Source organism: Yersinia artesiana (genome assembly GCF_902726545.1).
Lineage (GTDB): Bacteria > Pseudomonadota > Gammaproteobacteria > Enterobacterales > Enterobacteriaceae > Yersinia > Yersinia artesiana.
In genome coordinates this window covers 1-24,823 of the sequence record NZ_CACVAD010000053.1, presented here as the reverse complement: position 1 = coordinate 24,823, position 24,823 = coordinate 1, and the positions used below count along the sequence as shown (strand labels likewise).

The window sequence follows — 24,823 nt, the reverse complement described above, 5'->3', positions numbered from 1 at the left end:
TACCATTATTCGCCAGAATGCATACGCGCACTAACCGGCGAATATATTCTCAGCTTTTTTTGTAGCAATTCTGCACATCAATGGTTTGTATTTCGTTGCGCTGGCGATCCGCCATGTAGGTCATCACAAACATGGTGCTAACCACAATAAGTGCTGCCAACAATAAACCAATGAGTGCAATGACTTTATTATCATCAAACAAGCTCTTGTCCATACATTCTCCCTAATTTCTATGGCGCATCAAATTAACCACAGGATCACAATCAACGTTATTGCAATCAGCAAACATGATGTTGTCAGTAAAACCACGAGCGCAAATTGCGCATCGCCAATTCCCGTTGAATAGTCACTATTCTGGGTAAGATTTTCTTGTTTTTTCAAAGCAATACCTACTGGCAAAAACACACCAGCCGTAACCCTGTATAAGAAAAATCGCGTTTTATTGAGCGCCTTTTTATCAAAAATCATACTAGCGCCAGCCTGATAGCAGGCTTTTCCAACGCGATCCTGTCGTAGTCTGTGTTATAGATCAAGCCCACCCATTGTAAAGATAGGGGAATACTCCAAACACATTAAGATAGATAATGTATTGCGGGTCATAGGCGGGCTTGAAGTTCCCCGTCTATTCTCACTCAATATCGCCAAACTTATCACACGGTAATAATACCTGTTGCAAGACTATATAGCGCCGCGACAGCAGCAATGAGCGCTACAGCAAAAGCACATTTTTCAATAGACGAAAAGACTAATTTCTTCTGCTCGCGTTTAGCGATAATAAACAATAAGGTTCCTGGACCGTATATCACCGCCGACAATAAAATATATTTCAAACCTCCGGCATATACCATCAATACGGCGTAGAAAGTGGCTATTAATGCAATCATCAAATCTTTCTTATGGTCTTTCGCCTCGACGGAGTATGTCTCTCGAGTCCAGGCCAATTTCAAGCCATAGGCAGCAACCAAGAGATAGGGAATCAGCACCAGTGAGCTGGTTAACTCGAGTGCGAGTTGGAAAGCATATTCAGTGAAAAGCGTAACAATTAAGAATAATTGGATAAAAATATTGGACATCCAAACCGCAGCCGAGGGTACTCCGTGTTTATTCTCGGTTGCCAAGACACTCGGCATAATATGGCTTTTTGCTGCACAATAAAGCGCTTCGGCCGCCAGCAGAGTCCATGACAAATAGGCACCCATCACTGAGATGATCAACCCAATACTGATAAATATAGCACCCCATCGACCAACAATATGCTCTAACACGCCCGCCATAGAAGGTTGACGTAAAGCAGCCAGATCCGGGCGCAGCAGTACGCCATAGGAAAGCATGGTCACCAACACCAGTAGACATAAAACGCCGATAAAACCTAAAACGGTCGCAATACCCACATGTTTTCTTTCTTTAGCATAGCGGGAATAAACACTCGCGCCTTCAATACCAACAAAAACAAATACAGTCACCAGCATCGTGCTGCGAACTTGAGAAAATAAAGACTCAGAACCTGCACCTATTTCCAAAGCCGCATGACCGGCATAACCATAATCGTCCAGATGGGAGAGATCACCTATAGCCCCCAGAGACTGAGTACCCCAGAAATTTAATGCGAAAGTATCGGTGTGGAAAGCAAAGGCTAAAACAATAATAAAAATAAATATTGGAATAACTTTTGCGAAGGTGGCAATGGTATTAATCGCCGCCGCCTCTTTGATGCCGCGTAACACCATGAAATGGAAGCTCCACAAAATGAATGAGGCAATTAAAACAGCGGATAAAGTATTGCCGTCTCCAAATAATGGAAAGAATGCTCCGAGTGTTGATTTGATCAGTACAAAATAAGAGACACTGCCGATACATGCACCCGCCCAAAAACCGATAGCCGACGCAAAACCCGCATAGTCACCAAATCCTGTTTTAGCATAAATATAAACACCAGAATCAAGTTCAGGTTTACGTTGCGCCAATGTTTGAAAAACAAAGGCCAGAGTCAACATCCCTCCCCCCGCAATAATCCAGGCGATAAGTGCACCAAAACCTCCGGTAGCACGGCCAAATGTCGCGGGTAGAGAGAAAATACCGGCACCTATCATTGAACCGACAACCAGTGAAGTTAATGACCACAATGATAATTTTTTATTTGAGGAGGCCGCCATATTTATTTCCATTGATATGAGTTAATCCAATGTAAAACAGATTAACCTAATACCAGATTAAGTCCTATAGAGGCTATTGCGCAAACAACTCGAACTTTTAGCACAATCTAACGAACCAAATTTTTAGTTAAATAATAACGATGATACTCATCCACGACATTTTCTAACGTCATTTGCAATTGATAACCCTGCTTTTCATAGAAAGGCCGCGCTTGAAAACTGAATGTATCGACTTGGGAGAATTTACACCCCCGCTGTATTGCTTCCCGCTCAACTGCCTGCATCAGTTTACTACCCGCTCCAGAATGACGTAATGTATCTGATACCCATAACAATTCTATACTCAGATAATGACCTAACGTATAGGCAGTAATACCGCCTAACTTTTCACCCTGTTCACCCGTTATAAACACCGCTAATGGTTTACGCCCATTATCACCGACAAAATTACGGTTAAAAGCCTTCAACCCTGCCATTATTTCAGCTACATCTTCAGTTGTTGGGGTATCTGTCATCGTCAACTTCATTGTCATTGTTCCTCGCTATGAAATCACTAACACAACTCGATTTTATCTTCGCTTCTGGCATATTCTCACAGATAAGAATTTTATTATCAGCTAATAACTGGCAAAATAAACGCGATTAAGAATTATTTCTATTTATGACACCACAAACCGATTTCCATATTTTGTGCCGTCATTTCCCTCTGTAATTGTAAGGATGTCTGATGCTCCGCCGTTTCTTTTCTTATTACACCCCGTACAAAGGGCTTTTCTATTTGGATTTTGGCTGTGCCATTTTGGCCGGGTTGCTGGAACTGAGCTTTCCAATGGCAGTAAAGCTGTTCATTGATAAGCTGCTCCCTAACCAAGACTGGGTGTTGATAGTCTGGGCTGCAACGGGCCTGCTAATGATTTATCTCCTGAATACAGCGCTCATGGCGATAGTTAACTATTGGGGACATGCTCTTGGGGTCGGCATCGAAACGGATATGCGTCGCCAGGCATTTAGCCATCTGCAAAAGTTATCGTTTAGCTATTACGACAATATGAAGACCGGCCATATCATCACCCATGTAACGAAAGATTTAGAAGAAGTCGGGGAAATTGCCCACCACGGCCCGGAAGATCTTTTTATTGCCGTGATGACTTTTATTGGTGCTTTTATCTTGATGGCGTCCGTTCATCTGCCACTGGCGCTGCTCACTATTGTTATTGTGCCTTTTATGACCTATCTGGTCAGCCGTTATGGCGCACAAATGACCGATACCTGGCGCCGACTCTTTGGTCAGGTAGGGAATTTTAATGCCCGGATTGAAGAAAGCATTGGCGGGATTCGGGTAGTAAAAGCGTTCGCAAACGAATCCCATGAGAAGAAATTATTCGCCAAAGATAATGAAAATTACCGGACAACTAAGCTGAAAGCATACCGCATCATGACCACCAGCATGACCATGAGCTACCTAAGCACCCGTTTGGTGCAGTTGATTGTGATGGTAGTCGGCACATGGTATGTGGTGCATGATCAGTTGAGTTATGGTGGCTTTGTCGGTTTTCTATTGTTAGTTGAAGTTTTTTTCCGCCCGGTAGCGAAAATAACTTCGGTTCTGGAAAGTTACCCGAAAGGAATCGCCGGGTTTAAACGATTCACTCAACTGATTGATACCTTACCCGATATTGTCGATCAACCTGATGCCCGTCCGGTCGGTCATCTTAGAGGGGATATTTGCTACCAGAATGTTAGTTTCGGTTATTCACCGCAGAGCAAAATCTTTACTCACTTGAATCTGCAAATCCGTGCGGGCGAAACCGTCGCATTCGTCGGGCCATCAGGGGCCGGTAAGACCACACTGTGCTCATTACTCCCTCGCTTCTATGAGCTTGATGACGGAGCAATCACCATTGATGGGATCAATATCCGTGATATGACTCAGCAATCATTGCGCAATAATATTGGTATAGTTCAACAAGATGTTTTCTTATTCGGCGGTTCTATTCGTGAGAATATTGCCTATGGCAAGCTGGATGCCAGTGATGACGAAATCATGGCAGCGGCACGACAAGCCCGCTTGGATGAGCTGATTGAAAGCCTGCCTGATGGCCTTGATACTGTAGTCGGTGAGCGCGGCGTAAAATTATCCGGCGGGCAGAAACAGCGCCTTTCTATTGCGCGTATCTTCCTGAAAAACCCGCCAATTTTAATTTTGGATGAAGCGACCTCGGCATTGGATACAGCGACAGAACAAGCTATCCAGTTGGCATTGACTGAATTATCGCAAGGCCGAACTACATTAGTGATTGCGCACCGTTTAGCCACTATTCAAAATGCTGACCGCATCATTGTGGTCGATAAAGAGGGCATTGTTGAACAAGGTGACCACCACGAACTCCTCGCCCGCAAAGGGGCTTATGCCAAATTACATAATGCTCAGTTCAGTGCTGCCTGACACACAGCAAAAACCCACCCGCAGATGGGTTCGAATGGTAAACTGGAGGAAAATTCATCCTAAGCCATTCCATCGCGGGCTTAAATAGGGTACAAGGACGCCATGAAAATTCCAAAACGAATCCAACCGCTGGTTGATGACGGCTTGGTTGACGAAGTCATCCGTCGTTTAAAAAGTGGCAAAGAAGCAGATGTCTATGTTGTCCGTTGTGGGCAGGATATTCGCTGCGCTAAAGTTTACAAAGAAGCAGAGAACCGCAATTTTAAACAAGCGGTTCAGTATCAGGAAGGCCGCAAGGTACGTAATAGCCGCGACGCGCGTGCCATGGCGAAGGGATCTAAGTTTGGTCGTAAGCAGCAAGAAGAAACCTGGCAAACCGCCGAGGTGGATGCATTGTACCTGTTAGCCAATGCTGATGTTCGCGTGCCACAACCCTATGCCTGCCTTGATGGGGTGCTGCTAATGGAACTGGTCACCGATGAAGACGGCCTCGCCGCACCTCGGCTCAGTGATGTCCCGTTTAGCAAAGAACAAGCCCTGATTGACCATGCAATAATGATCCGCTATGTCGTACGCATGCTGTGCGCAGGCTTGGTTCATGGTGATTTATCGGAGTTTAATGTCTTAATCGATAAAGACGGCCCGGTGATTATCGATTTACCGCAAGCCGTTAATGCGGCAGCGAATAACCATGCTAAGGCCATGTTGGAGCGCGATGTGGCGAATATGACACATTATTATGGTCAATATGCCCCTGAATTGCTTGGCACTAAATATGCCAAAGAGATGTGGGCACTCTACGAGGATGGTAAATTACATCCTGAAACCCCATTAACCGGTGAATTTGCTGAAAGCACTCAAGCTGCCGATGTTGAGGGTGTACTGGAGGAGATCCAAGCAGTCATCGCTGAAGAACAAGAACGCCTGCGTGAAGCTCAGGACCCTTATTAATCAGTGATAGCATTACAGTACGAAATAAGGGGGTGAGTAGAATATGGCGCAACGTCGTTGAATTACCCTGCCCCCTTAAGATACGATTAACTTACAAACTGTTTAAAATTTGCGGTATTTGTCAGTTATTATTTTTTGCATGTATACTAAAAAATAGCCGTCACTTACTCGTGATACCCAATGTGAGCCTGGAGTTATTCCTACGGGTCAGCGGCGATATAATAATGCTCTCTTCTCCCCGAGTTCTGGACACAATCACCAGATTAATTCACGATGTCGAGCCACTTCGGCTCCGCTCAAGGTAACAGATATAAAAACCACCAAAGTGGCTACGCGACTACCGACATTCTCACAACAGATTAACTCAGTGCCACTGTTTCAACCCGGTTTTTCCCTGCGGCTTTCGCGCGATACAGCGCTTTATCCGCTGCCGTAGACAAATCCGTCGCAGTAAGGTGTTCACCTGGATCAGCAACTGATGCCACCCCCACACTAATGGTGACTCGCCCATGGGGTGACATGCCGTGGGGGATATCCAGCTCTTCAATAGAATGGCGCATGCGCTCGGCAACTGCTTTTGCATCTGACAATGTGCCAGGTGCGAGCAAAACAATAAACTCCTCACCACCATAACGAGCTAAAATATCTGAACCGCCACGAATAGATTTTGATAACGTTTCAACAATGGACTTCAGACAAACATCCCCCATGGCATGCCCATAGAGATCGTTAAAACTTTTAAAATTGTCAAAATCAATCATCAAAATAGATAGTGTCCCACCTTCAGTTTGCTTTTGTTGCCAGATGCGTTGATAGATATCATCAAAATGACGGCGATTAGCCACCCCCGTTAACACATCTGTTTGTGACAATGCTTTTAAGATAGATTCAGACTGTTTAAGTTCTGTAATATCAAAAAACGAGCCATACCAAATAACCGAACCGTCATCCTGGCGGGTCGGGAAAGACTCACCATGCAGCCAATGTATCCCTTTCCCCGGCAGATCCACCCGGAAATCACAACTCCAGACCGATAAATTCTGTTGAGATAAGATAACCTTCTGTTTGAGCATATCCATATCGTCCGCATGAATACGGCTAAACAACGGGTTTTTCTCTTGGGGAACATGCAAAACATCGGCAGGTGAGAGGTCAAATATTTTTGTGATCCCCTCACTACAATAGCTGAAATAAGAATCCCCCTCGGTATTTAAATAATATGCATAAATCATCGCAGGCAGGTTTTTAGTTAACCTATCCAGCATCTGCTTACTTTTTTCCAACTCAATCAATAAGGCTTTTCTCTCTGAGACGTCCGCAATCACACTGATATAACCAACTATGCTGTCATTTTCAGATGTTATTTCATGAATACTCAGCGCGCCCCAGAATCGTGACCCATCTTTGCGTTGATAGCACCATTCACTGGCTTCACGTCGATTAAGTAATAAATAATCCAGTTCGATTTGGGTTTCACCCTTTTCAGGAATATGTAATATCTCGGAAATAGGCTTACCCAGAACATCACTTTTAGAATAACCGAACATCCGCTCTGCACCTACATTATATATCGCAATGCGATTATCTAAGTCGGTTGTAATAATAGCAACTTGCTTTTCAGCATTCAACAGCACATCCAACTGAAGAGTAGATAATTCACTCTCCCCATTCTCTCTCTTCACTGGCTCACCTTTTAGGTGATTACCAGATACTTTTCTGGAAATAAAATCCAGGCAGTCATGATAAAAAGAAAGTAAAGACATACAGATAAATCACCTATTATTTAGTGCGTAAAATAAAAACATCATTAATTTACTTAACACCATTAATAATAACATATTGAATTGTAACACGGGATAATGGCCAGGTGTAGACCCATAATAACGCCACTTATTTAGATAAGTAATGACATTTAACTTGATAGAATCATTACAAATCCCGCAAAGAAAACTGAGACATCAATCCGCTATAGTCACAACGATTTATGTTGAACAATTGGAGCGAGAATGAAGACGTTACTCATGATATGTATGTCCAGCGTATTATTATTCAATACGGCGACCAGCTATGCGGCCCCCCCGGTACATAAAGGGATACAAACACCATCGGATGAAAACTGTAAACGCCCTCCTGAACCGCCTAAAGATAAGAATGGCCGCCCATTGCCACCGCCCAAAGACCATAATAGTCATACATCCAAAGGCCAACCCCCTCATGATGGCAAACATGCATGCCCGCCGCCGCAAGGCAGTAAGAAGCCATAATACTGAAAGCCTACTTTTATCAGTATAGATATCATTCGTCACAGCAGATAAATTAAAAGCAGAGTAGCTTTGTTTATCTGCTTTTAATTATTAACCTCATTTAACCATAAGATATAATACGTTAATCACTATTCACCTTCAATTTCCTCTACAAAATTAATTCATACACAAACCTGGCAAGATATAATTTTATAGCCCATGCTAAATAACGAGAAAAATCTCACCATTATCTATCAATAATACTCCGTAAATGATAACAGACCGAAAAGGAAATAATCATGTTATATAAATCATTACCTAACATAGCTATCGTCGCGTTTCTACTCACAACAGTAACAACAGCATTCGCCTCTTCAACAACACCGAGCGATATGACCTGCAAAGAATTTCTTGATCTTAATCCTAAAAGCATGACACCGGTAGCGTTCTGGGTTCTCAATGAGGACACTCAGTATAAGAAAGGGGATTCCGTAGATTTTCACGAAATAGACACTGTATATACCCCCAAGTTTATTGATATATGTAAAAAATCACCGGATAAAAAAATAACTGATATGAAAAAAGACGTTATGGCAGCAGCTAAACAATAAATGTAATATGATACTAAGCCTCACCTTTGTGGGGCTATCTTTATTTTTGGCTATTATTAGGGAGTTATCATGCGAAAAAAGAGAATAATATTGACCATATTACTGATACTACCACTCAGTCAAGCTCTGGCTGTTGATTGTAAAAATGCAGTAACACAACAGGATATGAATCAATGTGCAAATTCAGATTATAAAAAGGCCGATGCCGAACTTAATCGTACTTACAAAGATCTTCTCGCCAAAACAACAGTAGCCCAGAGGGCATTATTAAAAAGCGCGCAACTGACCTGGATAAAATACCGTGATGCTGACTGTACTTTCCAGTCATCAGCCACCGAGGGCGGTTCAGTACATCCGATGATTATTTCTGCTTGCTTGACCCATAAAACCGAAGAGCGCACCGCACAACTAAAATCATTTCTTAATTGTCCAGAAGGAGATTTGAGTTGCCCACTGTAGTATCAATCAAATCTACGACTGGTATTGCCTCAATATTGATGGGGTTAGCCCATCAGTGTTTTAAAGCAATGTCTAAGGTGCTGGCAGAACTAAAATAATTCAACAAAAACTGACGATACCGCAGGGTTATTTGTGGATCTTCAGCGAAAGTACGCTCATCATCCTGAATCGCGCAAGGGCTACCCCCCAGCACTGTTCTGCCAATTGGTGCAGATGGTTATCGGTGCAATACAAATGCACAAACGACAAATCGTCTCCCGCATCCCAACGCGATAAACCGCCCTTTGGCATAAGGCAAAATGATTCGGTCCCCCGCCATTTTTTCCACCCTGTTTGGGTTTTGTGATAACACTCATAACCATCGGCAACATACAAACTCAAGGTGTGATGATCCGGACTTTCCTACGTAATGCAGTCATCGCGATTAGACCAAGCCGCTAATGGAATACCTGAGCCGAGTGACACGCAATCATGCAAGTGGGCTTTATGTTTTCTAAGGGTTGCAAAGGCTTGATATTGTTGTGACATGACGCTAAATTTCTGAGGAAAAACTGATGAAATAAGTGTAATGGCTTGCTATGACGTAAACCCTATTTCCTAGTTATTTATCGCAAAAATGCGCAAGGTTTTGCAACTTGCCGCAACTTATTGAAAGCGCCCGCAGCCTGGCAAGTAGAGACTAATGTTTTCAGAAGTGACGAGAAATAACCATGAACGTGCTACTTTATTTGTCGATTGTAATAATTTGGGGAACGACGTGGATTGCGATTGCTCTGCAACAACAAGGGAATGTTGCTGTCACGGTGTCGATATTTTATCGATTCGCTTTGGCCGCCAGTATTATGATATTTGTATTACTCCTCGCCCGCCGCTTGCGCCATCTCGCTCTAAATGATCACCTATTTTGCATAGCTCAGGGATTTTGCGTTTTTGCCTTCAACTTTTACTGTTTTTATCATGCGGCAGCTTATATTAGTAGCGGTCTGGAATCGGTTATTTTTTCCATGGCGGTGCTGTTTAACGCGATCAATGGCATGATTTTCTTTCGCCAACGTCTCAGTCCTAATCTGCTCCTTGCCAGCATTTTTGGCATGACAGGTATTATCGCTTTATTCTGGCAGGATCTCACCGCGACTCGAATCGCGCCGGAACTGCTAAAGGGAATCGGCCTGAATCTGTTAGGAACTTACAGCTTCTCACTGGGCAGTATGATAAGCAGCCGTCATCAGCGCCGCGGGTTGGATGTTCTGTCAACCAATGCTTATGCCATGGCTTATGGCGCAGTGCTGATGGGGCTTTTCAATCTGATTCGACGTTACTCTTTCACTATTGAACTCACCCCCCGTTATCTTGGTTCATTACTGTATCTGGCCATATTCGGCTCTATTATTGCTTTCTCTGTTTATTTCAGTTTGGTTGGTCGTATCGGAGCCAGTAGTGCAGCTTACAGCACATTGTTATTTCCTCTGGTGGCACTCACGATTTCAACTTTCTATGAAGGCTATCACTGGCACCTGAGCGCCATTATCGGTTTACTACTCATCCTATTAGGTAATTTTGTGATGTTCTCCAGGCCGCGTATGGTGCAATCCTGGTTTAAGCGACCATCACTGAGATAACCCCATTGCAGTTCAATAAATATCGGACAGCAACGCAAAATGCACCCCAAATTCTGAGGTGCATTTCATCTTTATAAGTAAATCGTTATAACTGTGATGCTTGCTGGCTATTACCTACAGGGGTGACATTATGTCGTTCTTCTTGTTTACCAATACCGAGTCGGTAAACGGCCAATATCATGACCGAACCAACTAAAGCAATGGCCCCCAATAGATACAAACCTGCAACTGAAGAGTTAAAAGTGCTTTCTGCCCAGACCCGAATATTCGGAGCAACAAACCCACCCAGATTGGCCAGCGAGTTAATCAAAGCAATACCGGATGCTGCTGCCGCACCGCCTAAATAGCCAGTAGGAAATGTCCAGAATATCGGTTGTACCGCCAATAAACCTGCGCAACCGATACACAAAGCAATGAAAGCTAATAATGGTGTTCCTGCTAACATTGCTGAGCCAGCAACCCCTGCCGCTCCCGCAAATAAGGTCAATGAAGCAACCCAGCGGCGTTCCCGAATCACGGTGGAAAAATGCGGAATATAGTAAGCCGCAATTAATGCACACAGCCATGGGATACCGGTCACCACCCCAACCAGGAATCCAACCTTGGTTCCTAAAATATTCGCTACTTGCGTTGGCAGGAAGAATGCAATCCCGTAAGAGCCAACCTGGATAGTGAAAGCAATCAGGCACAGAAAGATAACTTTCGGATCTAATAATGCTTGCAAGATACTCTTAGGCCCATGACTCAATTTGTCGTGCTCTTCTGCATTCATGGTTTCACACAACACATCACGCTCCTGTTGGGTGAGCCAGGTACAGCGCTCATCTGAAGGCCGATCATCAAGATAGAAATAAGCCCAAATACCGACCAATATTGTCAATAACCCCGTAATCAGGAACATAATTTGCCAACCGTGCAAACCAAACGCGCCGTGCATGGATAACAAACCACCCGACAAAGGCCCGCCCAGAATAAATGCCAGTGGTGGCCCAAACCAGAAGAAACCAGCCACTTTGGCGCGCACATTAATCGGGAACCAGAATGTCAGATACAGCATGACGCCGGGCATAAAGCCTGCTTCACACGCGCCTAATAAAAAACGTAATACGTAGAAACTGACTTCTGAATTAACAAACATCATGAGGGATGAAATTGCCCCCCAGGTAACCATAATCCGCGCCAGCCAAATACGCGCACCATATTTAAACATAAATATATTACTGGGCACTTCAAAGATGGCATAACCAATAAAAAATATACCCGCACCAAAAGCATATGCCGCATTACTTAATCCAGTATCCAACTGAAAAGTATCTTTCGCAAAACCGATATTAGCCCGATCCAGATAGGCCATGATATACATCATTGCCAGAAAGGGTAATAATCTTCTGACTGATTTTTTTATCGCTAACGATAGCAGTTCGCTTTTATCGCTTGGTGACATTTGCCCACTCCTCAATCATTATATGATGGCAAAGCGGCCTTTTATAAAATAAACTTATTGTTATAAAAAACATGCGGTTATAAAATACATATAGTTATAAAAGCAGATTGTTATAAAAACAGATTATTATAAAAGGCATATTTTTGTTAGCTACGCCATTCTTCACCATGGGGATACTCAAATCGTGCCAGCGACTCTTCTTTCATCGTGACGCTATACCCCGGTAATTTTGGCGGCATATAGCGACCACGATTAATCATTATTGGCTCAATAAAGTTTTCATGTAAGTGGTCAACATATTCCAGCACCCTTTTATCCAGTGATGCTGATACCGCGATATAATCGAATAAAACAATATTCTGTGAATATTGGCATAAACCAACACCACCGCCGTGTGGACAAACAGGAATATTAAATTTGGCGGCCAATAACAATACTGCTAATACTTCATTCAACCCACCCAGTCGGGCTGGGTCTAATTGACAAAAATCAAGACTACCTGCCTGAAACATCTGTTTGAACATCACCCGGTTATGTGCATGCTCCCCGGTTGCGACACCAATCGGCGCGATTCGTTGGCGAATAGCAGCATGACCTAAAATATCATCCGGACTGGTCGGCTCCTCAATCCACCAAGGATCAAATGCTGCCAATCGGCGCATGTTTTCCACCGCCTGATCAACATCCCAAATTTGATTGGCATCCATCATTAATTTGTAATCCCAGCCTAACTCTTCGCGCAAAATAGTGGCACGACGGATATCTTGCTCAATATCAGCGCCCACTTTTTGCTTCAAATGCGTCCAGCCATCGGCAACAGCTTGCCGTGCTAACGTTCGCATTTTTTCTTCCGAATAGCCTAGCCATCCGGCGGCAGTGGTATATCCAGGGAAACCATCGCGCAGCATTTCTTCCTCGCGCTGGGCTTTGGTAGTGGAGACTTTGCGCAACATCGTAATCGCTTCTTCCGGTGTCAACACATCACTCAGGTAAGTGAAATCAACACAATTAACCAATTGCTCTGGCGACATATCTGCCAGTAGTTTCCATACGGGTTTACCTTCTTTTTTGGCCCACAGATCCCAAATAGCATTAATGATCGCCGCAGTCGCCAGGTGGATAACCCCTTTTTCCGGACCGACCCAACGTAGCTGGCAATCCCCCGCCACCAATTCATGCCAATAGCGACCAAAATTAGCGGTAATATCTTCCAGATAGCGGTCTTGAATAAACAACGCAGACAATGATTTTACCGCCTGCACGCAAAGCTCATTACCACGGCCAATAGTGAAAGTCAGACCATTACCCACCAAATCATCATTGGCATCCGTTCTTAATGTGACATAGGTAGCAGAATAATCCGATATAGCATTCATCGCATCAGAGCCATCCAGATTTTTAGAAGTAGGAAAGCGAATATCTTTGACTTCAATATTAATTATTTTGCTTTTCATCTTATTCCTCGGTTTAAAAAACAGTCATTACATGCTGTCAATACATTAAAGATGTACTTGTATCGAAAAATATTCCCTGGCAGGCTAATTTATCGATAGGTATACCGGGTATCTTTACTGCCCTTCGTGAAGTTAATTCATAAACACACTTTGGATACATTATTAATCTTGTACTGTACCTTTCTATTTACATAACAAAAGGTCATTACAATATTAATGTTATTAATAATAAGTTCATACGGTAACTTATTTTTTTATAATACCCTCTCGCTACTATATTCGAGATGCCATTTAATTCTCCTTCTCACTTTCGGTAATAACTCATGTCTATCAACTGATTTTGAGGATAGTGGGATAAATATCCACTTCATGTTTTTTATGGCAAATTCGTGCGGCATCTACTATTTTGCTGTTTTTAATCTGCTTTTAACGTGCTTTTTATCCGCTTTTAATGAGCTTAAAATCGACAATAAAATACAGTACAACCTTAAATAACTATTAATATCAGTTGGTTGAAAATATGCATCTGTCTATTCCTGCTCACTGCTCTGCTGATTTTGAAAACACATTCAATCTGTATACTGGCTAATCGAATGCATCATTGACTGCTTTGCCGTATCCAAATGTTGGCGTAATTCACGCATTGCATTGAGGTCATTTCGGCAAATCAAGGCACTTAATATGGCCATATGTTCTTCGGTGGCAATAATATTTCTCTGTTTTAAATCAGCCTCATCCCATTGATAATGAAAGTGAAATATAACTGATATAATTTCCAGGGATTGATTGAAAAAGGGGTTTTCAGCCGCAGACAGAATGAGCGTATGAAAGTCCTGGTCAAGCTGTGAAAAGGTGCGGTAGTTATCACCTATCGTTTCACGCAATTGTCGATGACGCCCCAATAGCTCTTTGGCTTTTAACCAGCGCTCGTCATCGGCGGGAAGATTCATAAAGCGATTAAGCGCATGAGTTTCAAGCATTTCCCTTAATTCAAATAATTTCTCAGCATAGTTTTTATCGAACTTCTTCATTCGCCACTGTCCTCGGCGAATACTCTCAATCAGATTGTAACGGCAAAAACGTAACAAAAATTCGCGCACCACAATCGGGCTGACCATGGCTTCTCGTGCCAGTTGCAACTCTGAGAAATTATCACCTGCACGTAATTTTCGCTGATTAATCATATGGAAGAATGCACGTTCAAAAATTCTGGTTTGCTCTTCAATCGGCTGACTGACACTATCAAACCCATCCATTTCATTTGGTTCACGCACAATCAGATAATTGCTATTCACTTTTTCCAACACACCACATTCATGCAAATAATTCAATGTGTGATTCACGGTCGTACGACTGATGTTATACATTTCTGCCAGCGCCGCCTGGGAGGGTAATGGCGACAAAATATGCCCCTTACTTATCCCATCGATGACCTGATTAATCACATTATGGCGAAGGTTTTGGGTTCTACTCATTATGACTCCTATGGTTTTTTATTCATTTAAAACTAATTTAAAGCTGAATAGTCAGCACTAGTTCACAAATAACAGTATTGATTCATCCACGGGGTGTTTTTTTATTTAATAAAAGAGTCCACCAATCAAGAGGCCCCGTTATGAAAAATATAAATACGATGAAAATATTACTTTGTGAAGAACCAACCAAGTTGGTTTATCAGCAACGTGCATTGCCAACACCTAAAGCTGACGAAGCTTTAATAAAAGTTTTAAATGTTGGTATTTGCGGTACAGATATACATGCATGGGCAGGTCAACAACCCTTTTTTAGTTATCCACGGGTATTAGGTCATGAAATTTGTGGGGAAATAATAGGGTTAGGAGATAACGTTCATAATATGCATGCTGGGCAGCGTGTTGCTGTTATTCCTTATGTTGCTTGTCATCACTGCAACTCTTGCTTGAGCGGTAAAACAAACTGTTGTGAGAATATTTCAGTTATTGGTGTCCATCAGGATGGCGGATTTAGTGAGTATTTATCTGTCCCCGCCAGTAATTTATTACCGGTTGACGATGTGGATCCCGTTTCTGCGGCACTGATTGAACCTTTCGCTATCAGCGCCCATGCAGTGCGTCGCGCAGATATTCATCCCGGTGAACATGTATTGGTAGTTGGTGCTGGCCCAATTGGGCTGGGAGTTGCCGCAATTGCACAAGCCGATGGTGCTCATGTAGTGATGGCTGATACCAGTATGCAGCGCCGTAATCATGTGGAAAATCTGTTGGATATCCGCGCATTAGACCCAAGTGATACGGAGTTTGAATCACAGTTGCGCCAGCAATTCTCCGATATGTTGCCATTGAAAGTGATTGATGCCACCGGTAATCAACGAGCTATGAATAACACAGTCAACTTTATCCGTCATGGCGGCAGCATCGTGTTTGTCGGCCTGTTTAAGGGAGATCTTAGTTTCCCAGATCCTGACTTCCATAAAAAAGAAACCACCATGATGGGCAGCCGAAATGCCACTTATGAGGACTTTGCCAAAGTGGGGAAATTGATGGCCGCAGGAAAGTTATCAGCGGATATGATCCTCACTCATCGCTTTGAATTCACTACATTGGCAGATGTTTATGAACAGCAGGTTGTGAAGAATAAAGATCTTATCAAAGGCGTTATTCGGTTCTGATATCACACATTGTAAGGATATAGCTCTATGTTAACGTTAAATCGTCGTGATTTTCCTGGCCGTCATCACCCTGATAAGGTTATTCAATTTGGTGAGGGTAACTTCCTGCGTGCTTTTGTTGATTGGCAATTGGACTTGCTCAATGAACATACCAGCCTTGATGCCGGAGTCGTCATCGTTCGCCCGATTAACAGCGATTTCCCGCCATCACTTAACACCCAGGATGGTTTATACACCACCATTATTCGCGGCCTGAATGGGAAAGGTGAAAAAGTCAGCGACGCACGAATCATTCGCACCGTTAATCGTGAAATCAATATTTATCAAGATTTCGAGAGCTATCTGGCTCTCGCCCGTGATGAAAATATTCGCTGGGTTTTCTCTAACACCACTGAGGCGGGCATCAGTTATTTGGCAGATGATAAGTTTAGCGACGCCCCCCCTGCCAGCTATCCGGCGAAATTGACTCGCCTGATGTATGAGCGTTTTCAACATTTTTCTGGTGCGGCGGATAAGGGTTGGGTACTTCTGCCTTGCGAACTGATTGACTATAACGGCGCGGCACTACAAGAGCTGGTGCTACGCTATGCACAACAATGGCAATTAGGTGATGCTTTCAGCCAATGGCTGATACAGCATAATACTTTTTGTTCAACGTTGGTCGATCGTATCGTAACAGGTTACCCCCGTGACGAAGTACCGCTGCTGGAGTCCGAACTGGGCTATCACGATGCTTTCCTCGATACCGCAGAACACTTTTATCTGTTTGTTATTCAAGGGCCACAATCATTAGCCCAGGAATTATGTCTGGATAAGTATCCGCTGAATATTCGCATCGTTGATGATATTAAGCCGTATAAAGAGCGCAAAGTCGCTATTTTGAATGGTGCTCACACCGCGTTGGTCCCCGTCGCCTATCTTGCCGGATTAAATACCGTCGGCGAAGCCATGGCGGACCCACAAATCAGTGAATTTGTCGCACAGCTCATCAATCAAGAAATCATTCCGGTATTAGATTTGCCGCCTGATGAGCTACAGACCTTTGCACAAGCTGTACTAAGTCGTTTCCGTAACCCTTTTATTAAACACCAGTTATTGTCGATTGCTCTTAATGGAATGACCAAATTTCGCACACGGATTTTGCCACAATTGCTTGCCAGTCAACGCAAAAATGGCGTTCTACCGCCACGGCTGACTTTCGCCTTTGCTGCATTACTAATGTTTTATCGCGGGAAACGTGATGACGTCAGTTATCCATTACAAGACGATGATCACTGGTTAACTTGTTTTTCAGCACTTTGGCAGGATGTCGAGGCGGGGATATTGCCGATGCAAGATCTGGTGCAATTGGTATTGGCCGACAGTACCCATTGGGGGCAAGAGCTTAATCAAATCCCCAATTTGACAGACCAGATTACCGAACAATTGCAGACCATTGATCGTGTGGGGATGCGGGCAGCTTTAACCGCATACAGCTAAGGCTTGTCATACAGAAGCTAATATATATGCAAAAAACCATAAAAATACATCCACTGGATAATGTCGCTGTCGCGCTGAGTTCGCTGGAAGCGGGTGAGCAGCTTGATATCCTTGGGGATTTCATCAGCTTGCCACAAGCAGTGAGTCGTGGGCATAAATTTGCCATACAGCCGCTGCGGCGCGGGCAAAATATCATCAAGTATGGTCTGCCTATTGGTCATGCACTTAGTGATATTGCAGTAGGTGAACATATACACTCGCAAAATACTAAAACCAATCTTAACGATTTAGATCACTACAGTTATCAGCCAGAACCCGGCATATTGCCGCCACAAATGCCTGAACGTGAAGTACAGATTTACCGACGAACCACCGGAGATGTCGGGATCCGTAATGAATTATGGATTATCCCAACGGTAGGTTGCGTCAATGGTATTGCTCGCCAGATCCAGCAACGTTTCTTGCAGGCAACTCATGATGCACCCGGCATTGATGGCGTCTATCTTTTTAGTCATCCGTTTGGTTGCTCACAACTGGGCGATGATCATCAAAACACACGCACCATGCTGCAAAATATGGTACGACATCCTAACGCTGGCGCAGTGCTGGTTATTGGCTTGGGGTGTGAAAACAATCAGGTTGATGCTTTTCGCGAAACCCTTGGCCCGGTTGATGAGCAGCGGGTGAAATTTATGATTTGCCAACAACAGGGAGACGAAGTAGCGGCTGGCCTGGAGCAGCTTCAGATGTTGTATGAGGTTATGCGCCATGATAAGCGCGTCGGGGGGAAAATCAGTGAACTAAAGTTTGGGCTGGAATGCGGCGGCTCTGATGGATTATCCGGAATCACGGCCAACCCATTATTGGGTCGTTTCTCTGACTATGTTATCGCCCATGGCGGGACATCAGTGCTAACTGAAGTCCCGGAAATGTTTGGTGCAGAACGCATTTTGATGAGCCGCTGTCGCGATATCACCACCTTTGATAAGACGGTGAGTATGATCAATGATTTCAAGCAATACTTCATTGACCACCACCAGCCGATTTATGAAAACCCCTCGCCGGGGAACAAAGCTGGCGGTATCACAACATTGGAAGAAAAATCACTGGGATGTACCCAAAAAGCGGGGCAAAGTCAGGTGGTTGATGTGCTGAAATATGCCGAGAGACTGAAAACACCAGGCTTAAATTTACTGAGCGCTCCCGGTAATGATGCAGTGGCTACCAGCGCACTGGCTGGTGCAGGCTGTCATATGGTGTTATTCAGTACCGGCCGAGGCACACCGTATGGCGGTTTTGTCCCTACCGTAAAACTGGCGACCAACAGTGAACTGGCAACTCAGAAACCCCATTGGATTGATTTCGATGCAGGCAAACTGATTCATGGGACCAATATGGATGAGTTACTTTCAACGTTTATCGACTTGATTGTCGCCATTGCTAATGGTCAACCGGCGCGCAATGAAGTGAATGATTTTCGCGAACTCGCCATTTTCAAAAGTGGAGTCACCTTGTAACGAGAAACAGACGGGCAGGTTCCGCCTGCCCAAGTTTTGCAGATTGAACACGCAGCAAATACGCGCCATGGGGCACATTGACCGCCCATTCTCCATATAAATTGTTACTACACCAAGGCGCAGCCCGCGGTTCATCTGCTTTCCGACTACAATCTAAATTCAATTCCATATAGCCCGCCAATGGCATTTATTGTTTCCAGCAAATGCGCGCCATCAGCTTGAGATACACTGGCATCACCCTCGGATACAAAAGCAGGCTGCCACCAGGAAAGTCCGGTAAACCATGCAGTAATCTTAGCCATTATTGCCTCCACGTTATTGAGTAAACCGAGTAGAACTGCTGATTTAAGAGTAAACGCTGAACCAAACAATAAATGAAATAAGCATTATTGCTTTCAATATGCAAAATTTAGCTATTAAAGAACATTATCATTTTGGGGATGCCTCTCCTGCGCCAAGGCGTTATATTGAATACACATTTTTCTTCAATAGATAACGCCCAGAAGGAGTCCCGTATGTTTGTTGTCAGCCTGACTTACCATCAACCTATCGACGTCGTAGAAGCACTGACTGAAAGCCATAAAGACTGGCTGAAAAAGTATTATGCGCAAGGCGTGTTTATCGCCTCAGGTCGTAAAGTACCGCGTACCGGTGGCATTATTTTGGCGAAAAGTATCGCTCGTGAAGAGTTAGATAAAATATTGGCAGAAGATCCGTTTAATGCAGTGGCTGATTATAGTGTGACTGAGTTTGTTCCCTCCATGGCTATCGAGTCAGTTGAAGCATTAAAAACGCTGTAATGATTTGATATAAAAGAAATCAAGTAGCCATGGTCATGCTATGGCTATTTTTGTGTATCGACAGGTTATGAAGCAGCCCGCTGTTGTCGTTTTTCCATAATCCGGTGCAAGTTTTCCTCAAGCCAGACCGCCAACCCTTCGACTTGCTCCTGAACTTCTTTTCCCAATGGGGTCAGTTGATATTCCACATGAGGCGGTACGACCGGATAGGCAATACGGTCAACAAACCCGTCTTCCTCGAGGTTTTGTAGCGTTTGCGCCAGCATTTTTTCACTGACACCGCCAATCTTTCTTCTCAAAGCACTAAAACGCAAGGTTTCATTACTCAAAGCAATAAGTACCAACACCCCCCAACGACTGGTCACGCGCTTGAGCACTTCCCTTGATGGGCAATTTACATTGAGTAACTCACCCCGCCGGACTTGCTCGGGAAATGAAATAGCGCTCGTTAAATTTTGCGACTCTATTATTTTCATACTAACCTTTTTGTACGTACTTACTTAAAGTTAGTATATTGCATATGATGATCTTAAGGGCGAGTTTTTAGCGAAAATTGCTTCCTAAAAAATAACTCGCCATCGTCCAACACTATTTGGAGCGTCATAATGATCGCAGTAACCGGTGCTACAGGCCAACTAGGCCGCTTTGTTATCAATGCATTACTTAAAAAAGTCCCTGCAAATGAAATTATTGCCGCAGTCCGCAGCCCTGAAAAAGCCAGTGATCTGGCCGCATTAGGCATTCAGGTACGTAAAGCAGATTATAGCCAACCCTCTACACTGGAAGCCGCATTCCAAGGCGTTGATAAGCTGTTGTTAATCTCATCAAGTGAAGTAGGACAACGTATTGCCCAACATACAGCCGTCATTAATGCCGCCAAACATGCTGGCGTTAAATTGTTGGCTTATACCAGTTTGCTACATGCCGATAAAAGCCCCCTGGGATTAGGTGAAGAACACCGCGCCACCGAAGCACTGTTGCGTGAATCAGGTCTGCCGGTGGTGCTGTTGCGAAACGGCTGGTACACCGAGAACTACGCCGCAAGTATTGCACCCGCCCTGGCTCACGGCGCATTTATCGGCGCAGTTGGTGACGGACGTATCGCCTCTGCCACTCGTGAAGATTATGCGCAAGCCGCTGCCGAAGTGTTAACTCAAGAAAATCAAGCCGGTAAAGTGTATGAATTAGCGGGTGATGACAGCTATACATTGGCAGAGTTCTCGGCAGAAATTGCCCGCCAATCGGGTAAACCCGTGGTATACAAAAATTTGTCTGAAGCTGACTTCAAGCAAGCATTGATCGGAGCCGGTTTACCCGAGGGTTTTGCGAGTTTGTTAGCTGACTCTGATGCGGGTGCCGCTAAAGGTGGGCTATTTGATGATAGCCATACATTGAGCAAACTTATTGGTCGCCCAACCACGCCTTATGCCAAAGTGATTGCTGCAACACTGACTGCACATTAACACTGTTGCTATCTTATTGACCGGTAACCCTAAAGCTACCGGTCATACTCTGCTTTTACCTTAAGATTTAGCCGCATCCAATGCTTGAGCAAGATCATTGAGGATGTCATCAATATGTTCGATACCAATCGACAACCTCACCATATCCCGCGGCACACCCGCTTTGATCAGCTCCTCATCATTGAGCTGGCGGTGGGTTGTTGAGGCTGGATGGCACGCCAATGACTTAGCATCACCGATATTCACCAACCGAACGATCAAATTCAGTGCATCAATAAATCGCCCCCCCGCAGCCTGACCTCCATGGATGCCGAATGATAGTATCGCGGCGGGTTTACCGCCAAAATAGCGCTGGGCTAACTCATGTTCGGGATGATCGGGTAAACCGGCATACTTAACCCAACTGACTTGAGGATGATTTTTCAGATAATGTGCAACTTTCAGCGCATTTTCAGTATGGCGCTCCATACGCAAAGCCAGGGTTTCCAGCCCCTGCAAAATCAGGAATGCATTGAATGGCGACAGCGCCGCACCGGTATTTCTCAGAGGTACGACCCGGCAACGACCAATATAGGCTGCCGCACCGAATTGCTCGGTATAAGTTACGCCGTGGTAAGACGGATCGGGGGTATTCAATTGAGCAAAACGCTGCGGATATTGTGCCCAAGGAAACTGGCCAGAATCCACCACGATCCCACCAATACTGGAACCATGACCGCCAATGTATTTAGTTAATGAATGAACCACGATATCGGCACCATGCTCAAATGGCCGACAGAGAATAGGTGTCGCGACCGTATTATCAACAATCAGCGGCACACCATGCCGATGGGCAGCATCTGCCAGTTTTTGCAAATCAACAATATTGCCTGCCGGGTTGCCTATTGATTCACAGAAAACCGCTTTGGTTCGGTCATCAATCAAGGCTTCTAAAGCGTCAATATCATCATGATCGGCAAAGCGGGTTTCTATCCCATAACGTGGCAAAGTATGGGCCAGCAGGTTGTAAGTTCCACCATACAGCTTCGCTACTGATACAATATTATCCCCGGTTTCGGCAATGGTCTGGATAGCGTAGGTAATAGCCGCCATACCTGATGCCACCGCCAGTGCGGCAATCCCCCCTTCCAGGGCTGCAACCCGTTGTTCTAACACATCATTGGTAGGGTTCATGATTCGTGAATAGATATTGCCCGCAACTTTTAAATCAAATAAATCAGCACCATGCTGGGTATCATCAAAGGCAAAAGAAGAAGTCTGATAAATAGGGACAGCGACAGCCTTGGTGGTTGGGTCGGGTGAATAGCCGGCATGAATAGATAATGTTTCTAATTTCATTTTTAATCCTTGATATAGATAACAATGTCGATAGCTACGGACTGGCGCACAGTGGTGCAGCCCCCTGATTAGGCAGAGAATGTATTTGTCATAGACGGTACTAAAGGGTTCACAATAGAGGAATTAGTGAACGATACATATATGCACAAGCAATTATTTGGCTATTAAATATAATTAAAGGTTATCAACATCCTCTCATTAACTGCCCGATTGCTCGACCACTGTTTCCTCAAGTTCCTCTCGCCATTAACTTTCTCTTCTTACAAATCAACAGACTGAATAAAAAAGACACTTCAGGGCTTTGCTGCACTCTGCCCTTGCCATATACTGTACAAATAAACAGTGGTTAGTGGCAAGTCATCTTTGCCTCTTGTTCATGCGTTTCGGAGGATTTATGAGTGCGTTTGGCAATGCTGCACAAGACTATATTGAAAAGAGAATCGATATTAATGAGCACTGTATTGCGCATCCTGCCGCCACTTTTTTTATGACTGCCGAAGGTGATTCTTTAGTCGAAGCGGGCATCCGTCATGGTGCACTATTAGTGATAGATCGCAGTTTACAAGTAAAGCACGAGGATATTGTGGTCGTCACCATTGGCGGGGAATTCAGTATTAAACGCCTTTACTTACAGCCCACTCCCCGTCTTGAAACGCTGAATGCCAGCACTCCACCGCTAATACTGTGTGAGGGAGATGAGGAATTGGTCATTTTTGGCGTTATTACATTTTGTATCAACAAGTTAAGATAATGTTTGCCTTAGTTGATGTGAACTCTTTCTATGCCAGTTGTGAAACTGTGTTTCGCCCAGATTTATATGGCCGCCCAGTCGTGGTGCTATCTAATAATGATGGATGCGTCATTGCCCGTAGCCGGGAGGCGAAAGTAGCAGGTATCCCAATGGGCGCACCATATTATAAAATTCAACAGCTTATACGACAGCATGGGGTTACCGCATTCAGCAGTAATTATGCGCTCTACAGTGACATGTCCGCACGAGTGATGACTGTCCTCGAACAACTGGCCCCAGGAATTGAGATTTACTCAATCGATGAAGCATTTCTCAATCTAAAAGGTGTCCAGCATTCCATTGCGCTGGAGGAGTTTGGTCAATATGTACGTGATCAGATACGAAAATTGACCGGTTTACAGGTTGGCGTAGGCATTGCTCCCAGCAAAACCTTAGCCAAACTGGCAAACCATGCCGCCAAATTATGGCATAAAACGGGAGGAGTGGTTGATTTATCCAACCCGGTGCGCCAACGCAAATTATTAGCACTGATGCCTGTCGCCGAAGTTTGGGGCGTGGGGAATAGTACTGCGAAAAAACTTGAAATGATGGGGATAACTACCGCCCTGCAATTATCAGAAGTCAGCCCTCCTCTTATCCGTAAACATTTCGGCGTCGTGCTGGAGCGAACAGTCAGAGAGCTGCGTGGGGAAGCGTGTTTGACCATTGCCGAATTTGCGCCCACAAAACAACAAATCATCTGCTCACGATCATTTAGTGAGCGAATTACCGAATATCAAAACATGCACGAAGCGGTTTGTAGTTATGCCGAGAAAGCCGCAGAAAAACTGCGCAAAGAACATCAATATTGCCGCCATGTCTCGACATTTATCAAAACCAGTCCCTTCGCACCAAACGAGATATATTACAGTAATAATGCCAGCACCCACCTCACCTTCCCGACGCTGGATTCGCGGGACATTATTGCCGCCGCCCTTAAATGTCTAACGGTTATTTGGCGGCCCGGTCATCGTTATCTGAAAGCAGGGATTGTATTAGGGGAGTTTTCAAGTCAAGGGATCGCGCAATTGGGGCTGTTTGATGAAAGCAAACCGCGCATCAACAGTGAACAATTAATGGCGGTTATCGACAAAATTAATCAGTCTGGTAAAAGTAAAATCGCCTTTGTCGGGCAAGGGATTAATCAAGAATGGCAGATGAAACGCAAGATGTTATCACCGGCATATACCACCCGTATTAAGGATTGCCCAACGGCAACCATCGGATGACGCGACTTCACGTATGCTCCAATGTGTCGTTATATCAATAGAGACCCGCATAAACCTTATTGATTACTCCTATGAATATTGCTCAGATTGATATATGCGAGAACTGTAACAAATAATTATTGTAATATTCATAATTAACAAATATCGCAAACTAAAAACCCAATAACCCTTACATTACGT

The 24,823-nt window shown here is 44.2% G+C and carries 24 protein-coding genes and 1 pseudogene; 13 read left to right on the top strand and 12 right to left on the bottom strand.

The features are described from left to right. Positions 1 to 49 precede the first annotated feature (49 nt). From HU019_RS16430 to HU019_RS16415, 4 genes are all read right to left on the bottom strand, one after another. A complete protein-coding gene (locus HU019_RS16430) occupies positions 50 to 214 on the bottom strand; it encodes a hypothetical protein (protein WP_174847433.1) in 165 nt (54 codons plus the stop codon). Positions 215 to 240: 26 nt separating this feature from the next. Further along, complete coding sequence (locus tag HU019_RS16425; RefSeq protein WP_174847385.1) at positions 241 to 468, bottom strand: hypothetical protein; 228 nt, start codon at positions 466 to 468, stop codon at positions 241 to 243. A 182-nt stretch (positions 469 to 650) separates the two neighbouring features. Next, positions 651 to 2,153 carry an amino acid permease gene (locus HU019_RS16420; RefSeq protein WP_174850502.1) on the bottom strand — a complete coding sequence of 501 codons (1,503 nt, stop codon included), beginning with the start codon at positions 2,151 to 2,153 and terminating at the stop codon, positions 651 to 653. Positions 2,154 to 2,260: 107 nt separating this feature from the next. Continuing rightward, positions 2,261 to 2,680: a GNAT family N-acetyltransferase gene (locus HU019_RS16415; protein ID WP_174847431.1), complete on the bottom strand. Its 420-nt coding sequence runs from the start codon at positions 2,678 to 2,680 to the stop codon at positions 2,261 to 2,263. A 200-nt stretch (positions 2,681 to 2,880) separates the two neighbouring features. Between HU019_RS16415 and HU019_RS16410 the strand changes: the two genes are divergently transcribed. Both HU019_RS16410 and HU019_RS16405 read left to right on the top strand, forming a co-directional pair. After that, the gene (locus HU019_RS16410; protein WP_174847430.1) at positions 2,881 to 4,599 is read left to right on the top strand and encodes an ABC transporter ATP-binding protein; all 1,719 of its coding nucleotides are present in this window, start codon (positions 2,881 to 2,883) and stop codon (positions 4,597 to 4,599) included. A gap of 102 nt (positions 4,600 to 4,701) precedes the next feature. Then, entirely contained in the window at positions 4,702 to 5,550 is an 849-nt protein-coding gene (locus HU019_RS16405; RefSeq protein ID WP_174847429.1) for a PA4780 family RIO1-like protein kinase, read from the top strand. A 359-nt stretch (positions 5,551 to 5,909) separates the two neighbouring features. On the opposite strand, the gene HU019_RS16400 is transcribed toward HU019_RS16405, so the two are convergent. Next, complete coding sequence (locus HU019_RS16400) at positions 5,910 to 7,313, bottom strand: sensor domain-containing diguanylate cyclase (RefSeq protein WP_174847428.1); 1,404 nt, start codon at positions 7,311 to 7,313, stop codon at positions 5,910 to 5,912. 243 nt (positions 7,314 to 7,556) lie between these two features. Between HU019_RS16400 and HU019_RS16395 the strand changes: the two genes are divergently transcribed. The 3 genes from HU019_RS16395 to HU019_RS16385 all read left to right on the top strand — a co-directional run bounded on the left by HU019_RS16395 (position 7,557) and on the right by HU019_RS16385 (position 8,863). Then, on the top strand, positions 7,557 to 7,814 hold the full coding sequence (locus tag HU019_RS16395; RefSeq protein WP_174847427.1) for a hypothetical protein: 258 nt from the start codon (positions 7,557 to 7,559) through the stop codon (positions 7,812 to 7,814). A gap of 278 nt (positions 7,815 to 8,092) precedes the next feature. After that, the gene (gene hdeB / locus HU019_RS16390; protein WP_174847426.1) at positions 8,093 to 8,404 is read left to right on the top strand and encodes an acid-activated periplasmic chaperone HdeB; all 312 of its coding nucleotides are present in this window, start codon (positions 8,093 to 8,095) and stop codon (positions 8,402 to 8,404) included. 69 nt (positions 8,405 to 8,473) lie between these two features. Continuing rightward, positions 8,474 to 8,863, top strand: coding sequence for a lysozyme inhibitor LprI family protein (locus tag HU019_RS16385; RefSeq protein WP_174847425.1), 390 nt, complete (start codon positions 8,474 to 8,476; stop codon positions 8,861 to 8,863). A gap of 97 nt (positions 8,864 to 8,960) precedes the next feature. Here the strand turns inward: HU019_RS16385 and HU019_RS20345 are convergent. Then, positions 8,961 to 9,391: pseudogene (locus HU019_RS20345) on the bottom strand (AraC family transcriptional regulator); the annotation flags it as partial. A 182-nt stretch (positions 9,392 to 9,573) separates the two neighbouring features. Here HU019_RS20345 and HU019_RS16380 point away from each other — a divergent pair. After that, complete coding sequence (locus HU019_RS16380) at positions 9,574 to 10,482, top strand: DMT family transporter (RefSeq protein ID WP_174847424.1); 909 nt, start codon at positions 9,574 to 9,576, stop codon at positions 10,480 to 10,482. A gap of 85 nt (positions 10,483 to 10,567) precedes the next feature. On the opposite strand, the gene HU019_RS16375 is transcribed toward HU019_RS16380, so the two are convergent. The 3 genes from HU019_RS16375 to HU019_RS16365 all read right to left on the bottom strand — a co-directional run bounded on the left by HU019_RS16375 (position 10,568) and on the right by HU019_RS16365 (position 14,855). Next, positions 10,568 to 11,926, bottom strand: coding sequence for an MFS transporter (locus tag HU019_RS16375; RefSeq protein WP_174847423.1), 1,359 nt, complete (start codon positions 11,924 to 11,926; stop codon positions 10,568 to 10,570). 146 nt (positions 11,927 to 12,072) lie between these two features. Further along, positions 12,073 to 13,380, bottom strand: a complete 1,308-nt coding sequence (locus HU019_RS16370; protein WP_174847422.1) for an enolase C-terminal domain-like protein — start codon at positions 13,378 to 13,380, stop codon at positions 12,073 to 12,075. Between the two features lie 569 nt (positions 13,381 to 13,949). Then, positions 13,950 to 14,855, bottom strand: coding sequence for a GntR family transcriptional regulator (locus HU019_RS16365; RefSeq protein ID WP_174847421.1), 906 nt, complete (start codon positions 14,853 to 14,855; stop codon positions 13,950 to 13,952). Between the two features lie 149 nt (positions 14,856 to 15,004). On the opposite strand from HU019_RS16365, the gene HU019_RS16360 reads away from it, so the two are divergent. Genes HU019_RS16360 through HU019_RS16350 form a run of 3 tightly spaced genes read left to right on the top strand, consistent with a single transcriptional unit; the run spans position 15,005 to position 19,023 of the window. Further along, positions 15,005 to 16,027 carry a zinc-binding alcohol dehydrogenase family protein gene (locus tag HU019_RS16360; RefSeq protein ID WP_174847611.1) on the top strand — a complete coding sequence of 341 codons (1,023 nt, stop codon included), beginning with the start codon at positions 15,005 to 15,007 and terminating at the stop codon, positions 16,025 to 16,027. Between the two features lie 27 nt (positions 16,028 to 16,054). Beyond that, a complete protein-coding gene (locus HU019_RS16355; protein ID WP_174847420.1) occupies positions 16,055 to 17,506 on the top strand; it encodes a tagaturonate reductase in 1,452 nt (483 codons plus the stop codon). Positions 17,507 to 17,532: 26 nt separating this feature from the next. Continuing rightward, positions 17,533 to 19,023 carry a UxaA family hydrolase gene (locus HU019_RS16350; protein ID WP_174847419.1) on the top strand — a complete coding sequence of 497 codons (1,491 nt, stop codon included), beginning with the start codon at positions 17,533 to 17,535 and terminating at the stop codon, positions 19,021 to 19,023. A 146-nt stretch (positions 19,024 to 19,169) separates the two neighbouring features. On the opposite strand, the gene HU019_RS16345 is transcribed toward HU019_RS16350, so the two are convergent. After that, positions 19,170 to 19,325, bottom strand: coding sequence for a hypothetical protein (locus HU019_RS16345; RefSeq protein ID WP_174847418.1), 156 nt, complete (start codon positions 19,323 to 19,325; stop codon positions 19,170 to 19,172). A 213-nt stretch (positions 19,326 to 19,538) separates the two neighbouring features. Here HU019_RS16345 and HU019_RS16340 point away from each other — a divergent pair, with 213 nt between their 5' ends. Next, a complete protein-coding gene (locus HU019_RS16340; RefSeq protein ID WP_174847417.1) occupies positions 19,539 to 19,823 on the top strand; it encodes a YciI family protein in 285 nt (94 codons plus the stop codon). A gap of 65 nt (positions 19,824 to 19,888) precedes the next feature. Here the strand turns inward: HU019_RS16340 and HU019_RS16335 are convergent, their stop codons facing one another. Beyond that, a complete protein-coding gene (locus HU019_RS16335; RefSeq protein ID WP_174847416.1) occupies positions 19,889 to 20,299 on the bottom strand; it encodes a winged helix-turn-helix transcriptional regulator in 411 nt (136 codons plus the stop codon). Between the two features lie 129 nt (positions 20,300 to 20,428). Here HU019_RS16335 and HU019_RS16330 point away from each other — a divergent pair, with 129 nt between their 5' ends. Then, a complete protein-coding gene (locus HU019_RS16330) occupies positions 20,429 to 21,286 on the top strand; it encodes an SDR family oxidoreductase (protein WP_174847415.1) in 858 nt (285 codons plus the stop codon). Positions 21,287 to 21,346: 60 nt separating this feature from the next. Here the strand turns inward: HU019_RS16330 and HU019_RS16325 are convergent, their stop codons facing one another. Continuing rightward, the gene (locus HU019_RS16325) at positions 21,347 to 22,624 is read right to left on the bottom strand and encodes a bifunctional O-acetylhomoserine aminocarboxypropyltransferase/cysteine synthase (RefSeq protein WP_174847414.1); all 1,278 of its coding nucleotides are present in this window, start codon (positions 22,622 to 22,624) and stop codon (positions 21,347 to 21,349) included. Between the two features lie 394 nt (positions 22,625 to 23,018). Here HU019_RS16325 and umuD point away from each other — a divergent pair, with 394 nt between their 5' ends. Further along, positions 23,019 to 23,375, top strand: coding sequence for a translesion error-prone DNA polymerase V autoproteolytic subunit (umuD, locus tag HU019_RS16320; protein WP_174847413.1), 357 nt, complete (start codon positions 23,019 to 23,021; stop codon positions 23,373 to 23,375). Beyond that, complete coding sequence (gene umuC / locus HU019_RS16315; protein WP_174847412.1) at positions 23,375 to 24,643, top strand: translesion error-prone DNA polymerase V subunit UmuC; 1,269 nt, start codon at positions 23,375 to 23,377, stop codon at positions 24,641 to 24,643. The genes umuD and umuC overlap by 1 nt, the downstream gene beginning before the upstream one ends. Positions 24,644 to 24,823: the final 180 nt, after the last annotated feature.

Excerpts from the sequence above, each read along its gene's own strand:
- HU019_RS16340 (WP_174847417.1), top strand. The coding sequence starts at position 19,539 with ATGTTTGTTGTCAGCCTGACTTACCATCAACCTATCGACGTCGTAGAA.
- HU019_RS16405 (WP_174847429.1), top strand. The coding sequence starts at position 4,702 with ATGAAAATTCCAAAACGAATCCAACCGCTGGTTGATGACGGCTTGGTT.
- HU019_RS16345 (WP_174847418.1), bottom strand. The coding sequence starts at position 19,325 with ATGGCTAAGATTACTGCATGGTTTACCGGACTTTCCTGGTGGCAGCCT.
- HU019_RS16330 (WP_174847415.1), top strand. The coding sequence starts at position 20,429 with ATGATCGCAGTAACCGGTGCTACAGGCCAACTAGGCCGCTTTGTTATC.
- HU019_RS16425 (WP_174847385.1), bottom strand. The coding sequence starts at position 468 with ATGATTTTTGATAAAAAGGCGCTCAATAAAACGCGATTTTTCTTATAC.
- HU019_RS16350 (WP_174847419.1), top strand. The coding sequence starts at position 17,533 with ATGCAAAAAACCATAAAAATACATCCACTGGATAATGTCGCTGTCGCG.
- HU019_RS16415 (WP_174847431.1), bottom strand. The coding sequence starts at position 2,680 with ATGAAGTTGACGATGACAGATACCCCAACAACTGAAGATGTAGCTGAA.
- HU019_RS16430 (WP_174847433.1), bottom strand. The coding sequence starts at position 214 with ATGGACAAGAGCTTGTTTGATGATAATAAAGTCATTGCACTCATTGGT.
- HU019_RS16420 (WP_174850502.1), bottom strand. The coding sequence starts at position 2,153 with ATGGCGGCCTCCTCAAATAAAAAATTATCATTGTGGTCATTAACTTCA.
- HU019_RS16370 (WP_174847422.1), bottom strand. The coding sequence starts at position 13,380 with ATGAAAAGCAAAATAATTAATATTGAAGTCAAAGATATTCGCTTTCCT.
- HU019_RS16335 (WP_174847416.1), bottom strand. The coding sequence starts at position 20,299 with ATGAAAATAATAGAGTCGCAAAATTTAACGAGCGCTATTTCATTTCCC.
- HU019_RS16365 (WP_174847421.1), bottom strand. The coding sequence starts at position 14,855 with ATGAGTAGAACCCAAAACCTTCGCCATAATGTGATTAATCAGGTCATC.
- HU019_RS16400 (WP_174847428.1), bottom strand. The coding sequence starts at position 7,313 with ATGTCTTTACTTTCTTTTTATCATGACTGCCTGGATTTTATTTCCAGA.
- HU019_RS16385 (WP_174847425.1), top strand. The coding sequence starts at position 8,474 with ATGCGAAAAAAGAGAATAATATTGACCATATTACTGATACTACCACTC.
- HU019_RS16410 (WP_174847430.1), top strand. The coding sequence starts at position 2,881 with ATGCTCCGCCGTTTCTTTTCTTATTACACCCCGTACAAAGGGCTTTTC.
- HU019_RS16355 (WP_174847420.1), top strand. The coding sequence starts at position 16,055 with ATGTTAACGTTAAATCGTCGTGATTTTCCTGGCCGTCATCACCCTGAT.
- HU019_RS16325 (WP_174847414.1), bottom strand. The coding sequence starts at position 22,624 with ATGAAATTAGAAACATTATCTATTCATGCCGGCTATTCACCCGACCCA.
- umuC (WP_174847412.1), top strand. The coding sequence starts at position 23,375 with ATGTTTGCCTTAGTTGATGTGAACTCTTTCTATGCCAGTTGTGAAACT.
- umuD (WP_174847413.1), top strand. The coding sequence starts at position 23,019 with ATGAGTGCGTTTGGCAATGCTGCACAAGACTATATTGAAAAGAGAATC.
- hdeB (WP_174847426.1), top strand. The coding sequence starts at position 8,093 with ATGTTATATAAATCATTACCTAACATAGCTATCGTCGCGTTTCTACTC.
- HU019_RS16380 (WP_174847424.1), top strand. The coding sequence starts at position 9,574 with ATGAACGTGCTACTTTATTTGTCGATTGTAATAATTTGGGGAACGACG.
- HU019_RS16395 (WP_174847427.1), top strand. The coding sequence starts at position 7,557 with ATGAAGACGTTACTCATGATATGTATGTCCAGCGTATTATTATTCAAT.
- HU019_RS16375 (WP_174847423.1), bottom strand. The coding sequence starts at position 11,926 with ATGTCACCAAGCGATAAAAGCGAACTGCTATCGTTAGCGATAAAAAAA.